The sequence below is a fragment of the Bacillus sp. TL12 genome, assembly GCF_022625245.1.
In the GTDB taxonomy this organism is placed as follows: Bacteria; Bacillota; Bacilli; order Bacillales; family Bacillaceae_G; genus Bacillus_A.
Genome location: NZ_JAJJBY010000015.1, coordinates 1 through 14,064, shown reverse-complemented (window position 1 = coordinate 14,064; position 14,064 = coordinate 1). Strand labels below are relative to the sequence as shown.

Annotated in this window: 12 protein-coding genes; 6 read left to right on the top strand and 6 right to left on the bottom strand. The window is 33.9% G+C overall.

What is annotated here, in order from left to right; all coding sequences use genetic code 11:
* Window positions 1-42 precede the first annotated feature (42 nt).
* The 6 genes from LOK41_RS15465 to LOK41_RS15440 form a co-directional block, all read right to left on the bottom strand.
* Window positions 43-750 (bottom strand): response regulator, encoded by a 708-nt coding sequence (locus tag LOK41_RS15465; RefSeq protein WP_174100359.1) that lies wholly within the window; start codon window positions 748-750, stop codon window positions 43-45.
* Entirely contained in the window at window positions 747-2,354 is a 1,608-nt protein-coding gene (locus LOK41_RS15460; protein ID WP_241817309.1) for a sensor histidine kinase, read from the bottom strand. Before LOK41_RS15460 ends, LOK41_RS15465 begins: the two co-directional genes overlap by 4 nt.
* A 540-nt stretch (window positions 2,355-2,894) precedes the next feature.
* Window positions 2,895-3,680, bottom strand: a complete 786-nt coding sequence (locus LOK41_RS15455) for a transporter (protein ID WP_174100377.1) — start codon at window positions 3,678-3,680, stop codon at window positions 2,895-2,897.
* A gap of 313 nt (window positions 3,681-3,993) precedes the next feature.
* On the bottom strand, window positions 3,994-5,256 hold the full coding sequence (locus LOK41_RS15450) for a sensor histidine kinase (RefSeq protein WP_241817308.1): 1,263 nt from the start codon (window positions 5,254-5,256) through the stop codon (window positions 3,994-3,996).
* Window positions 5,253-5,924, bottom strand: a complete 672-nt coding sequence (locus LOK41_RS15445; RefSeq protein ID WP_241817307.1) for a response regulator transcription factor — start codon at window positions 5,922-5,924, stop codon at window positions 5,253-5,255. The genes LOK41_RS15450 and LOK41_RS15445 overlap by 4 nt, the downstream gene beginning before the upstream one ends.
* Before the next feature lie 536 nt (window positions 5,925-6,460).
* Window positions 6,461-7,168, bottom strand: a complete 708-nt coding sequence (locus LOK41_RS15440) for a metallophosphoesterase family protein (protein WP_174100363.1) — start codon at window positions 7,166-7,168, stop codon at window positions 6,461-6,463.
* 423 nt (window positions 7,169-7,591) lie between these two features.
* On the opposite strand from LOK41_RS15440, the gene LOK41_RS15435 reads away from it, so the two are divergent.
* The 6 genes from LOK41_RS15435 to LOK41_RS15410 are packed head-to-tail and all read left to right on the top strand — an operon-like array spanning window position 7,592 to window position 14,037.
* Window positions 7,592-8,581, top strand: a complete 990-nt coding sequence (locus tag LOK41_RS15435; RefSeq protein ID WP_174100364.1) for a beta-ketoacyl-ACP synthase III — start codon at window positions 7,592-7,594, stop codon at window positions 8,579-8,581.
* Window positions 8,571-9,731: an ATP-grasp domain-containing protein gene (locus tag LOK41_RS15430; RefSeq protein ID WP_241817306.1), complete on the top strand. Its 1,161-nt coding sequence runs from the start codon at window positions 8,571-8,573 to the stop codon at window positions 9,729-9,731. The genes LOK41_RS15435 and LOK41_RS15430 overlap by 11 nt, the downstream gene beginning before the upstream one ends.
* Window positions 9,731-10,717, top strand: coding sequence for an NAD-dependent epimerase/dehydratase family protein (locus LOK41_RS15425; protein WP_241817305.1), 987 nt, complete (start codon window positions 9,731-9,733; stop codon window positions 10,715-10,717). Before LOK41_RS15430 ends, LOK41_RS15425 begins: the two co-directional genes overlap by 1 nt.
* Window positions 10,714-11,565 carry an MBL fold metallo-hydrolase gene (locus tag LOK41_RS15420; protein ID WP_241817304.1) on the top strand — a complete coding sequence of 284 codons (852 nt, stop codon included), beginning with the start codon at window positions 10,714-10,716 and terminating at the stop codon, window positions 11,563-11,565. The genes LOK41_RS15425 and LOK41_RS15420 overlap by 4 nt, the downstream gene beginning before the upstream one ends.
* Window positions 11,558-12,895 carry a F390 synthetase-related protein gene (locus LOK41_RS15415; RefSeq protein WP_241817303.1) on the top strand — a complete coding sequence of 446 codons (1,338 nt, stop codon included), beginning with the start codon at window positions 11,558-11,560 and terminating at the stop codon, window positions 12,893-12,895. Before LOK41_RS15420 ends, LOK41_RS15415 begins: the two co-directional genes overlap by 8 nt.
* Window positions 12,892-14,037 (top strand): hypothetical protein, encoded by a 1,146-nt coding sequence (locus LOK41_RS15410; RefSeq protein WP_241817302.1) that lies wholly within the window; start codon window positions 12,892-12,894, stop codon window positions 14,035-14,037. The genes LOK41_RS15415 and LOK41_RS15410 overlap by 4 nt, the downstream gene beginning before the upstream one ends.
* Window positions 14,038-14,064 lie beyond the last annotated feature (27 nt).

Genomic DNA, 14,064 nt, shown 5'->3' with positions numbered 1-14,064 from the left:
ATTTTGTAATTAAAAAAAGTATAAGCGGCTTACATAAGCCGCTTATACATAAAAACGTATTTTCCTTTCATCGATGCATCGTAATTTACTTACTGGTCTCCCCACATGTTGATAGACCATTTCATTTTCTAAAACTCCTATTTCAGTTAAAAACATGACATACTTTCGAATAGAAACCCTTGAAATTCCAACTAATTGCGCCATTTCATCTGTTGTAAACACTTGTCCATGAAGTGATTCTATTTGTTTCCAAATTAACTGTAATGTTTGCTTTGTTAGCCCTTTGGGCAGTTCTTTATTTATATGAGTTTCTACTTTTTCTTTTTGTAAAATCAACGTATCTAATTCAGATTGACTAATATTTTGTTGTTCTTTCATGAACATAAATTTCTCGCGATATGCCGTTAATGCTTCCTTAAACCGTTCAAATGTAAATGGTTTAATTAAATAATCAACGACTCCATATTGCAGCGCCTTTTTTATACTCCCCATATCATGCACAGCTGAAATCATGATAACATCAATTTCTTTTTCTTGATTCCGAATATGCATTAACAAGTCAAAACCTGTATCACCAGGCATAAAGATATCAAGTAATATGAAATCTATAGACGATTCCTTTAATATCTCTACTGCTTCGCCCACAGAATTTGCTATATGAACAAGTTCAAACCCTCCTACTTGCTCTAAATAATGCTTATTTAACATCGCTACCATTGGATCATCTTCTACAATCAAAACTTTGATCATGTCCCTATCTCATCCCTACTTTTGTATGGTATTTCAATGGTTATGGTCGTTCCCTTCCCTAACAATGAATCAACTTGCATGTTCCCATTTATTTGCTTTAAACTATCCTTTACAAGATATAAGCCATATCCTCGATTCTCTCCCTTTGTGGAATACCCTTTGACAAATACTTTGTCAATTTCTTCTTGCTGGATTCCAATTCCTGTATCTTTAACTGTGATAATTAACGTATCCTGATATTGAATAGAAATATCTACTCGCTTATATTCACAATTCATAACCGCATCTAATGCATTGTCGATTAAATTTCCCACAATTGTAATGAGTTCATGAATAATACGTTCGTCATATGGCTCTGGTAAGTAAGAATTCTTGCTTACAATAAGTTGTATATTCTTTTCCCTTGCGTAACTAAGTTTACCAAGCATAAACCCTGCAAATACAGGATTTTTTATTTTTCGCATCACACCACCAATTTCATATTGATGCTCCGAAACCATGTTACTAATATATGTCTCTAATTGTTCATAATGCTTCATATGTGTAAGCCCTAATACAACGTGCATCTTATTCATAAACTCATGAGATTGTGCTCTAAGCGCTTCTGCATAAAGTCGAATATCCGTTAATTGTTCTGCTAATTGCCTAATCTCTGTTTTATCACGAAATGTTGCAATTGCACCAACAATTTCTCCTTTAACATATAAAGGAACTCTGTTTGTAACAATGGTAATTCCATAAAGATTTTGTTCCTCATACAATTGAGCTTCCCCCGTTTGTAACACTTCTTTTATACATGAGTTAGGCATATACTTCTCAACATCTTTGCCAATAAAATCTTCTTCGAGACCACTTTTCTTAAACAACCGTTTTGCTTCGTTATTGATTAAAGTAACTCTCGCGTTTTTATCAACAGCAATGATTCCTTCTTTAACAGATTGTAACATCGTATTCCGTTCTTCTAAAATTTTTGCAATTTCGCTAGGTTCAAGATTAAATAAAATTTTCTTAATATGTCTAGCTAATAAAATAGCACCTATAATTCCAACTAAGATTCCAACACCGATACCAATATAAATAATGTGCCTACTCTCTTTTACCCTCTCATACACATTATCAGCTGAAATACCGACAGCCACAACTCCCATTTGTTCTCTCGTTTCAGAAAAAATAGGTACAAACACTCGCATAGAGATTCCCAATGTCCCTTCTGCCATCGATACATGTTCTTTCCCTTTCAAAGCTATTCCTTCATCTCCTCCTACAAAATGATGACCGATTTTTGTAGGATCAGGGTGAGATTTTCGAATACCATTCATATCCATGACTACAATAAATTGTACATCTGTATTTTTTAACAATCGATTTGTATATGTTTGAATTTCAGATATATCTTTTCTTCCTGCTAAAGCATCAATGACAAGTGGTGAATTCGCTACAATACTCGCAATTGTTTTTGCTTTTTCAGCTTGGCTTTCTTCGGTCGTGCGTTCGACATTATGACTAATTAATATATCTGTTACAACTAAAGAAAGTACAATAACAGTACACACCAGCAATGTAATCGTTTTCCATAAACTTAACAATTTTTTTCTTTTTCTCATCCCTTTATTGTCTCCCTTATTTCCTCTTTACTACACGCGAAATCTATCTTACTTATTCTTTTTTAGGAATACAACCATTTCACAAAATAAGTACATCTATCTTAATTCATTCTTTCACAAAATTTTCTATCCATTTTTTATTCTTACAACAATGTAATTCTCATGTCATCTACTTCGATAGTTGCCACTCCCTCTCTCCCTTATACTAAAAGTAAGGAATGAAACAAAAAACAAGGAGAGATAAGAGATGAAAAAAGTGATGGAAGTAGTTGTAGCAGTAGCAGAAATTTTTGTAAATGGAAAACAAATAGCAATGGAGTTAAACAAATAATGAAACAAAAAAAATTCATGATAAACCGTAAAAGACAATAAAAAGAGATAAGGTTTCATCATTGTTTTGATCCCTTATCTCTCTTATTTTGTTACTCGATATATAAAATATATGTAGTTTCATTCCTAGTTCAATTTGAATTTTGTACATAACTAATTGCTTGACTCCCCAACTGCACCCATGCCTGGTTCAAAGTTTCTGCGCCCTTTTTACTTCGTTAAATACGAATAAAATGCATCCGCATCTGTTTGAACCATAGGTAAAAAGACAAGTTCCTTTTCCTTTTTAGGCTGTTCCTTTTTTATTTTCTCTTTCAATTGTTGAATATTTAAATTTGCACTATCTATACCAAGCTCGTCTGCAATTTGTATGACTTTCTGTTCATTTATTTCTTTTAGCACTTGGTAAATATCTTTACCATATAAATCAATATGCAGTTTTTTTGCTTCATCTTGAATTTTCCCTTCATATACCTCTTGCGCCAAATTTTCTATATCTTTCCCTTTTTGAGAAATACCTAGCTTTTCCGCTTCCTCCTTTACTTTCGTTCCATAAATCTCGGTCGCAATCTCATCTATTTCTTTTCCTTCTGTTGAAACCCCTAGTTTATCTGCTTCATCATTGATTTTAATTTTATTAATTTGCTTTATTAAATCCACAATAGATGCATGATCTATTTTTATTCCTAGATTCACTGCTTCTTGTTTTACTTTTGTTTCATAGATTTCTTCTGAAAGAGTCCCTACATCTTTTCCCTCAGTAGAAATCCCTAGCTGCTTCGCCTCTTGATCAACTTCTGTTTCATGAATTTCTTTTTCTAACGTAATTTGCTCTTTACCATCTGTTGCAATTCCTAGTTTCTTTGCTTTTTTCTCTGTCTGTGCCGCATGCATTTTCCCATCATTAAGTTGTTCTTTACTGCACTGAGCAAAATCAGTTTTTCCTTTTGACATTGTAGAAGGGGATGCCCCTCTCATTATACTTAAGCTCACCATTCCAATAACAAATAATGATGCTATCTTTTTCTTTTCCAAATTTCATCTCCCCTTTACATTTTGGACATTGTAATTGCCTTCACTTGTTTTCTCTTCCATTTCCCCCACATTATCGTAGAAGATATGCTCAATTCATTTCTTATTAGAGTCATCTGTGAATACAGCTATCTAGCTATTCTTAACAAGAATGCACAGTGATTTCCTTTTCTCTCTTTTGCCCTTCTTATTCTGTGTAAACTCTATTATGAAAAACATTTCTTAACTTTCCCTTAAAAAAGACGACCTTGTAAAAACAAGATCGTCTCTAAATTCTTTATACTCTTTGATTTTTAGGTAAAGTCACTTCAAAAGAAGCACCTTCATTTATTTTGCTCTCTACTTTTATTCTCCCATAATGCTTTTCTGCAATCCAATTCGCAATTGAAAGCCCTAATCCAGCACCTTCTGATTTCGCTCTTGCTTTATCTCCTTGATAAAAACGGTCAAACAACTTTGGAATATCTTCCTCTTTTATTCCAATTCCATTATCCTTTACTTGAATCATAATTGAACTACTTGTTTGCATACATGCTACTTGGATTATTCCACCAACGTCAGTGTATTTCATCGCATTGTCTAACAAAATCACAATCATTTGATGAATTCGCTCCCGATCACCAATAAAAGATACTTGAGACTCGATTTCTAGTGTCATCTTTTTCTCTTGATATGCAGCAATTTCTGCATACGGCTCTACTACTTCCGTTAATAATTCATCTAATGCAAATTCCTTTTTATCCATTTCAATTTGATTCGAATCCGAACGAGCTAATAATAATAAATTAGCAACGAGCTTTGATAACCTTCTACACTCCTTGGAAATTGTAGAAATATCAATTGCCTTTTCCTCTATCGTGGCGGAAGGAGACTGAAATAGTACATCTGTTTTCGATTGAATAACCGCTAGTGGCGTTCGTAATTCATGGGATGCATCGGAAACAAACTGTTGCTGCTTTTCCCAAGAATTGTGAATTGGTACAAGAGCTCTTCCAGCTAAGAAAAATCCCATCCCAATTGCGCATAAACTTCCTACACTACACCCCACTATAAGAATTAGCAATAACGTATGCAACATATCCCTTTCTGCCGTTGTATCGCGTACAAATTGAACTGTCATTTGTCCAAATTCAGTATTACGCTGAAAAGCCAACGCTCGAAAACTCTTCCCTTTAATTTCAATATTCTGAAAACCTTCTAATTGTTCTGGAAAAAACGCTAATGGATTTTCTTCAAAAACAGGATCAATAAATTTAGGATTCTTATCTATTAAGGCTACTTTTTTTCCATGCCATAACAGTACAGTAATCCTCGGATCTCCAATACGGATATCCTTAACGGATCCTTTTGGATTAGACTTAGAATGTTTCTTCTCTTTTGCTTTAAACATCTCTAGCGAATTATCTACTCCACTATAAATGCGATTATATGTATAGCCATAGATAATGCTCCCTAGAACTCCAATTAATATAATAAACACTAATGAATTTAAAATTGTAAGACGAATGCGTGTTTTTTGAAACATAATTCCCCTCTTCATTGTTCTTTTAATATATATCCAATTCCGCGAACGGTTTGAATATCTTTTTGATAGCCAAATGGCTCTAATTTTTTTCGTAAATGATGAACATACACTTCAACAATAGCTACCGTTGTATCCGAATCAAATCCCCATATACGATCAAAAATTTGCTCACGCATTAAAATTTTCCCACTGTTTTGAATAAGATATTCTAAAAATTCATATTGCTTTAATGTTAATTTCATTGCTTCTCCATCTACTTGAATGTCTTTGTCTTTTCCAAACAATTCAATCCCGCGATACTGAATCGTCTGTTTTGTTGTTAAACTACCACTTCTTCGTAATAAGGCACGAATTCTTGCTTTTAACTCAGGTGCTTGAAATGGTTTTATTAAATAATCATCTCCACCAAAATCTAATCCTTTCACACGGTCCTCCAAAGAATCTTTAGCAGTCAAAAATAAAACAGGTGTTTCAATTTTTTCGTTCCGTATTCTTTGAATTACTTCAAACCCATCCATCCCTGGCAACATTACATCAAGAAGAATCGCATCATAAATATTTTGCAATGCCAAAAATAATCCGTCTTCTCCATTCATCGCTGTATCAATTTCAAACTCATCAAGTAAAATTTGTGTAATTGATTCTAATAAAGGTGCATTATCTTCTACAACTAATAAGCGCATATCACTTTCTCACCTTTCATCCAACATAAAAATCTTTTCTATTCACCTATATTCATTTTCATAATAACAAAAAAAGAGCACTCGACATACTTGTCCGTCTTGTGTACGAATCCATTCGACTTATATATCTTTTTCTATCTAGATTCTTCATTCCCTTAATAATTTCACTATTTATCGTTCTGCATATGGGATTTATTATGAAATTTATTTCTTAACTTCCCCTTAATAAAAAAGCATTAAAAACATACAAATTGTATTCTTACAACACTGTAATCCTCATATCATCTAATTCGATAGTTACAATACTTGCTGCTCGTTATACTTAAAGTAAGAAATGAGACAATAAACAAAGGAGAGATAAGAGATGAAAAAAATGATTGAAGTTGTAGTAGCGGTGATAGAGGTTTTCGTAAATGGGAAACAAGTTGCAATGGAGTTAAATCGATAATGAATCGCAGTAATGTTTTCACAAATTATGTAAACAAATAAAAGAGATAAGGTTTGATCTTTGTTTTGATCCCTTATCTCTTTTTATATTATTCTTTCACTACATATACATTTTGACTTGGTAATTCTAAACAGTTTAACTGGCCACCATATACGGCTCCCCCATCGATTCCGATAATTCGATTACTTCCAAAATACACATTACAATTCTCCTCGTCGCCATGGAGTGTTTTGGTTTCTGTATGCCCAAATACAACAGTTTTTTCACCATTGTATCCATGATGAAACTCATTCCGTATCCACATTAACGTGTATGGCTCAGATTCAGCAACTGGTTTTGTTGGTTCTACACCTGCATGAACAAATATGTAATCGTCTGTTTCAATATAATGATCTAGTTCTTGTATAAACTTTAAATGTTTTTCTAATATATCAGACTTTAAAACTGGTTTTTTAAATACTTCTTTATTTATAGCAATATCGCTCTCTGAAAAACCATAGCTATATAACGTTTTATTCCCGCCATTTCTCTTCACCCAATGATTCCACGATCTTTCTTCATTAGTCGTTAATGCTTTAATCATCATATCTTCATGATTCCCTTTTAAAACAAAAGCACCTTCTTCTTTTAATTGCATCACTTTTTCAATTACAGCCTTTGCACTCGACCCACGATCTACATAATCCCCCATTAAAATTAATTGATCCTCTTTCGCATTGTATTTTGCCTCTACTAACAGCTTTTCAAACTTCTCCATTTCTCCATGAATATCACTTATCACAAGAATTCGTTTCATATATTCCCCTTCTTTCTAGAGTAAAATTCACCCTTTTGAATCTGCACCGAAACATTTCCAACTGCTATTTCCTTTGAATCTTCATAAAGTGAAACTTTAATCAGTGGGGGTTTTCCTCATCCCCCACTAATTATTAGTTGAACCAATCGGGCCTTTACGGGCAGTTTATCTCCCACCTAACTTCTTTGCTCCCACCGAATTTTGAGGTGGGAGTATTACTGCCCGTTAATGCGGGATAAATTTTCGATACATCTCTTAAGGATAAATTCCGTACTATCTTTTCTTACAACCCCATAAATTAATATGAAGATAATTTATAAAAATACTAAATTTCACAAAAAACTTTTTTCCCTATTTTTTCTATAATAATATATATATGATAGAATTTTATAAATTTATAAAAAGATTAAGAGGCGATATGGGATGAAAAGATATATTAAAATAAAAGGTATTGGTGTATATGTTCCAAAACGAAAAGTAGATTCTTTTGAAATAGATCGTATGTTAGGTGCCCAAGAAGGCTGGACATTAAAAAAAGCTGGAGTGAAAACACGATACTTTGTTGATGATGAAACATCTTCTTATATGGGAGCTGAAGCTGCTAAAAAAGCTATAGCAGATGCTAATCTAACATGGGACGATATCGATTGTATCATCTGCGGAAGTGGAACAATCCAGCAGGCAATCCCTTCTACTGCATCACTTATTCAAGAACAACTTGGACTACAGCATTCTGGTATTCCATGTTTTGATATCAACTCAACATGCTTAAGCTTCGTAACAGCACTTGATACAATTTCTTACGCAGTTGAATGCGGGAGATACAAAAATGTTGTCATCATTTCTTCTGAAATTTCTTCTGTAGGATTAAATTGGGGACAAAATGAAAGTAGTATTTTATTCGGCGATGGTGCAGCAGCTGTTGTGGTAACAAAAAGTGATCACACTTCTTCTATTATTGCTTCCCATATGGAAACGTATAGCTCTGGTGCGCATCTATCAGAAATTCGCGGCGGTGGAACAATGATTCATCCTAGAGAATATAGTGAAGAACGAAAAGAAGACTTCTTGTTCGATATGAATGGCAGAGCTATTTTCAAATTGTCTTCTAAATATATGTTAAATTTTATCGAGAAACTACTTATACATACTGGTTATTCCCTAGATGATATTGATTTAATTATTCCTCATCAAGCAAGTGGACCAGCTATGAAGCTGATTCGTAAAAAATTAGGGGTCGATGAGGATCGCTTTATGACTATTTTTGAAGACTACGGGAATATGATTTCTGCATCTATTCCGGTCGCTCTTTTCGAAGCAATTAAACAAAACAAAGTGCAGCGCGGAGATAAAATATTGTTACTGGGTACGTCTGCAGGGCTTTCTATTGGAGGCATTCTTCTTGAGTACTAAGAAAACAGTATTAATTACAGGGGCACGCGCACCAGCAGCATTACATTTATGCAGATTGTTCAAGAAAAGCGGACATACCGTCATTATTGCAGATAGTATTTCCTATCCATTAAGTAAAGCTTCAACGAACATTGATTATTTTTATGAAATTCCTTCTCCAAAATGGAACACAAATGAGAGTATTGATGCACTACAATCAATTATTCAAAAACATGATGTCGATTTACTTATCCCTACTTGTGAAGAAGTATTTTATATATCTAGGTATAAAGAAAAATTAAGCCGATTTTGCCATGTATTAGTAGACGAATTTCATAAACTTTCATTACTTCATAATAAGTGGGAATTTATTCAGTTCGTAACGAATTTAGGCTGGCAAGTTCCTGCAACGTATAAAACAAATAACGAACAAGCCATACAGGCAATGATTCACCAAACATCGGCCACTACTCCTTTTGTACTAAAGCCAATTTTCTCTCGTTTTTCTGACAAAGTGGCGTTTATTACAAAAGAAGATGTTGAAAAGGGCATCATGGTGGACAAGCCAAATTATATCATCCAAGAGTTTATACAAGGAACACAGCATTGCTCCTACAGTATTGTACAATCTGGAAAAGTGTTAGCTCACTCTGTCTATAAAACGGAATTCACGGCGGGTTTAGGCGCTACCATTGCGTTTGAGCATATTAATCTCCCAAAAATTGACGAGTTTGTTGGGCATATCGTAAAGGAGCTAAATTTCTCTGGGCAAATTGCCTTTGATTTTATCATTACAGAGGACGGAGATGCTATTCCGATTGAATGTAATCCACGTACTACAAGTGGGTTACATTTATTCGATGAGGAAATATTATCAGCTTTTTTTGATACAAAGGTGAACCATACGCTAATTCCCAAACCAAATTCGGAGTGTGCAATTCGATTAGCAATGCTTTTATATGGACCTCCTTATTTAAAAAGCAAACAAACACGTAAGCAATGGCTGAAAGTTCTATGTTCCTATCCAGATATCATTTATAGTCACTCTGATTGGAAACCATTTTTTTATCAGTTTTATAGCATGTATAAATTATGGCGTGAAAGTGATAAACATGAACGGACTATTTTGGAGCAAACAACATATGACATATCATGGGACGGTGAAAATTGATGAGAATGCTAGTAACTGGTGGAACTGGTTTTCTAGGACAAAAACTTGCTTTTCGATTAGCGAGTATAGGCTATGAAGTAACAGCAACCGGGAGAAATAAAACAATTGGCAAATTATTAGAACAAAATGGTATTAAATTTGTACATTGTCCTCTTGAAGATAGACATTGTGTTCTACAAGTTTGTAAAGATAAAGATTATATCTTTCATAGCGGCGCCCTTTCTTCTCCTTGGGGCAAATACAAAGATTTTTACAACGCGAATGTGTTAGGAACAAGGCATATTATTGAAGGAAGTCAAAAGTCTGGCATAAAACGCCTTATCCATGTATCGACACCGAGTATTTATTTCTATTATGATGAGCGACAAGATGTAGTCGAAAACGCAAAACTTCCTGATACATTTGTAAACCATTATGCAAAAACAAAATATATGGCGGAACAAGCTATTGATCAAGCGTTCAATCATGGTTTACCAGTTATCACGATACGTCCACGTGCTTTATTTGGTCCAGGAGATAACGCTATTCTTCCACGCCTTATTAAAGTATGTGAAAAAGGCGCCCTACCAAGAATCGATACAAAAGATGTACTTGTCGATATTACATATGTCGAGAATGTTGTAGATGCCCTGCTTCTTTGTATGCATTCACCTAAACATACATTAGGCCAAAAATACAATATAACAAATGGGGAACGTGTAAATTTATATGAAGTCATTGAAAATGTAATGAAATGCCTTGGCAAGGAGGTACAATATAAAAAAATTTCCTACAAAACTGCTTTTACAATTGCCGCGATACTAGAGGGGATTTCAAAAACTATCTTATTTGGAAAAGAACCTATTCTCACAAAATATACTGTTAGTGTACTTTCAAAAAGCCAGACTTTAAGTATTGATAAAGCTCAAAGAGAACTAGGCTATATTCCAAATATTAGCATAGAAGAAGGAATCACAAAATTTGTGGAATGGTGGGAAACACAATGAAAATTAAATCTTTAAAGCTTTACGATACAGGATATTGCACACATCCTGAAAAAATTGCATATTCCAAAGGCAGTTGGAAACAAATTTCCTTTCCAGCTACAGTGGGATTACTTCAACATCCAATCCTAGGCTATATTTTATTTGATACCGGATATACCCGGCACTTTATAGAAGCGACAAGAAAATTTCCTTACTCTGTATATGCTAAACTTACTCCTGTTCACTTTACAGAAGAGCAATCTATTAAACAGCAACTACTTCTTGATGGTATTCAACCAGAAGAGATTAAGTATATTATTCTTTCTCATTTTCATGGTGACCATACAGCAGGACTGCCCGACTTTCCAAAAGCAAGAATATTAACCTTCTCGAAAGCTTATGAAGATATTAAAAAGAGAAGTAAATTTGGTGCCCTATTAAAAGGTTGCTTAAAAGATACATTACCAATTGATTTAGAACAACGGATGACATTTATTGATCAAACTCCATCGCTTAGTTTATCTCCTACATATGGAAAATTTGAAGAGGGATATGATGTATTTGGTGATGGTTCATTACTCGCTGTTGATTTAACGGGGCATGCAATTGGACAATTTGGCCTATTCGTCCATTTACATAGTGATAAAATTGTTTTTCTTTGTGCAGACGCAGTGTGGCACAGTAAAACGTATGAAAACCTTGTCTTTCCAAGTAAGATCGTCAGCCTTTTAACCGGGGATGCAAAATCTTATCGCCACAACATTGAAAAGTTACATCATTTATCGCAAATATCACCCAAAATTGAAATTCTTCCAACTCATTGCGAACGCACATGGAATCAAATTAAAGCAGGGGTGTACTATGAATAAGTTTCGGATTCTCCAGCAATATTTAAAAACAAAATATCGCTTACGATTTTCAACTCGTGAGCAATTAGAACAATTTCATAAGCAACAAATAACAAAACATCTTTTGTTTGCTATAGATCAGTCACCTTTCTATCGTCAATTATACACACCTTTTTTAAAAGAAATCGAAAACGGGGACTGGGCTTCACTCCCTATCATTAATAAAGAAGTAATGATGGAGAACTTTGATACATTAAATACAGCTTCTATTTCAAAAAAGGAAGCCTTTCATGTAGCATTTGAAGCGGAAAAAACCCGAAATTTTTCTCCAACTATTCGTAATATAACTGTTGGGCTATCATCAGGCACTAGTGGAAATCGCGGAGTTTTTCTCGTTTCTCAGGAAGAACAAACGATGTGGGCCGGTTCTATTATCGGTAAAGTGCTTCCTTCTAGCATTCTACATAAACATACGATCGCTTTTTTCTTACGAGCGAACAGCAATTTATATGAGGCGACCAAAAACAAGCGAATTTCGTTTCATTTTTTTGATTTACTAGATTCGTTTCATCAACATATCGCTGGACTAAATCAAATAAATCCATCTATTTTAATTGCACCTCCTTCTATATTGCGAAAAATCGCTCATTGGCAACAAGAAGGACTTATTATGATTTGTCCCAAAAAAATTATCTCTGTAGCAGAAGTACTTGAAGATATTGATAGGGAGTTTATCAGTACAATTTTTCAACAGACAGTACACCAAGTTTACCAATGTACAGAAGGCTTTCTTGCTACAACATGTAAACATGGTACATTACATATCAATGAAGACCTTGTTCATATTGAAAAAGAATACTTAGATCAAGAAAGAGGGATATTCGTTCCCATTATTACTGATTTCATGAGGAAGACACAGCCTATAATCCGCTACCGTCTCAATGACATATTAATTGAGAAAAAAACAGCGTGCGCCTGCGGTTCTCCCTTCTTAGCCTTAGAACGAATTGATGGTCGATGCGATGATATATTTATCGGGATAAGTGAATTGGATAAAAGCGAAATATCTATTTTTCCTGATTTCATTCGAAGAGCAATTATGTTTACATCTAATGAAATTCAAGAATTTAAAGTGATTCAGCACAGCACAGACAAAATTGAGATTAAACTTAAAGTACTACCTGAACATTTCAAATCATGTAAATCTAGCTTAATACAGGAATTACATACACTATGGTCTACTAAAAAATGTGTTGTGCCACATTTTTTCTTTTCACATTATGATATTCAATTATATGATAAAAAGTTAAAAAGAATAGAAAGCCTTATAAAGCATGGTGAAAATGTATGATTACGTTACATGATATTCATTCCCTGCACAACATCGACTGGACTACAAAACGAGATGGAACATATGTAAGAGATAGCTTCCTTCCGCTCTTACAAAATGGCATTACAGCATTTATTGAAAATGTTAACACTCGGCTATTTCTATTAGAAATTGATGACCTTATCTTGCCAGTCACTGTGAATAACAAAGAGTTTGAAAACTCATATGTATGTTCTCCCTATACACATTACATATCCTATGCACTAGAAGAGTTATGGGAATTAAAGAAACCTTGGTTAGAGAAGTTACTAACCTACCCGATTCATCTTATTGGAAGCTGGCTACGACGAACAAATATTAATAAAGTAATTGTAGTAAATAATTGGATGCTTTCAACAAACCTTTATCATTCTATAAATCAACAACAAATCGAACGGATTACGAATTTACTTGTTGAAAAATTTCCAGAGCATACGATTTTATTTCGTTCTTTAAATAGCGAATTATATCCTGCAATTACACAAGCATTATCTACAGTAGGTTACAATAAAATTATGTCTCGTTCCGTATACTTATTTGATCCAAAACACTATAAAGAAATGAATCGAAAAGAACGAAAAGACTTATTAAATGATAAAAGATTATTAAAGAAAAGCAATTATGAAGTAATGACGAATGAACAATTAACAAAAGAGGATATTTTACAGATTTCCGAGTTATACAATCAACTATACATTGAGAAATATTCCGATCATAATCCAATGTTTACACCAGCTTATTTATGGAATGCGCTTCAGCATCATTTATTGGAAATGAAAGTTATTAAAAAAGAGGGCACGATTGATGGTGTCATTGCTTATTTTATTAGAGATGGAGTTATGACAACTCCTATACTTGGCTACGATACAAACTCTGATCAGCAACAAGGCTTATATCGCATTCTTTCCCTCCTTATTACAATAGATTCTATTGAAAAAAATTTAATTTGTCATTGTAGTGCTGGGGCTGGAGAGTTCAAACGAAATCGCGGTGCAAAACAGCAGATTGAATACAGCTATATATATAATGCTCATTTGCCACCTAATCAACAAAAAGTATGGAAAGTATTAAGTTGGATATTAAATAAATGCATTGAACCGATGGCAAAAAAACATCAGTTTTAAACATAAAAAAAGAGATAAGACTTCCGC

Excerpts from the sequence above, each read along its gene's own strand:
- LOK41_RS15435 (WP_174100364.1), top strand. The coding sequence starts at position 7,592 with ATGAAAAGATATATTAAAATAAAAGGTATTGGTGTATATGTTCCAAAA.
- LOK41_RS15455 (WP_174100377.1), bottom strand. The coding sequence starts at position 3,680 with ATGGTGAGCTTAAGTATAATGAGAGGGGCATCCCCTTCTACAATGTCA.
- LOK41_RS15450 (WP_241817308.1), bottom strand. The coding sequence starts at position 5,256 with ATGAAGAGGGGAATTATGTTTCAAAAAACACGCATTCGTCTTACAATT.
- LOK41_RS15420 (WP_241817304.1), top strand. The coding sequence starts at position 10,714 with ATGAAAATTAAATCTTTAAAGCTTTACGATACAGGATATTGCACACAT.
- LOK41_RS15465 (WP_174100359.1), bottom strand. The coding sequence starts at position 750 with ATGATCAAAGTTTTGATTGTAGAAGATGATCCAATGGTAGCGATGTTA.
- LOK41_RS15415 (WP_241817303.1), top strand. The coding sequence starts at position 11,558 with ATGAATAAGTTTCGGATTCTCCAGCAATATTTAAAAACAAAATATCGC.
- LOK41_RS15410 (WP_241817302.1), top strand. The coding sequence starts at position 12,892 with ATGATTACGTTACATGATATTCATTCCCTGCACAACATCGACTGGACT.
- LOK41_RS15460 (WP_241817309.1), bottom strand. The coding sequence starts at position 2,354 with ATGAGAAAAAGAAAAAAATTGTTAAGTTTATGGAAAACGATTACATTG.
- LOK41_RS15440 (WP_174100363.1), bottom strand. The coding sequence starts at position 7,168 with ATGAAACGAATTCTTGTGATAAGTGATATTCATGGAGAAATGGAGAAG.
- LOK41_RS15445 (WP_241817307.1), bottom strand. The coding sequence starts at position 5,924 with ATGCGCTTATTAGTTGTAGAAGATAATGCACCTTTATTAGAATCAATT.
- LOK41_RS15425 (WP_241817305.1), top strand. The coding sequence starts at position 9,731 with ATGAGAATGCTAGTAACTGGTGGAACTGGTTTTCTAGGACAAAAACTT.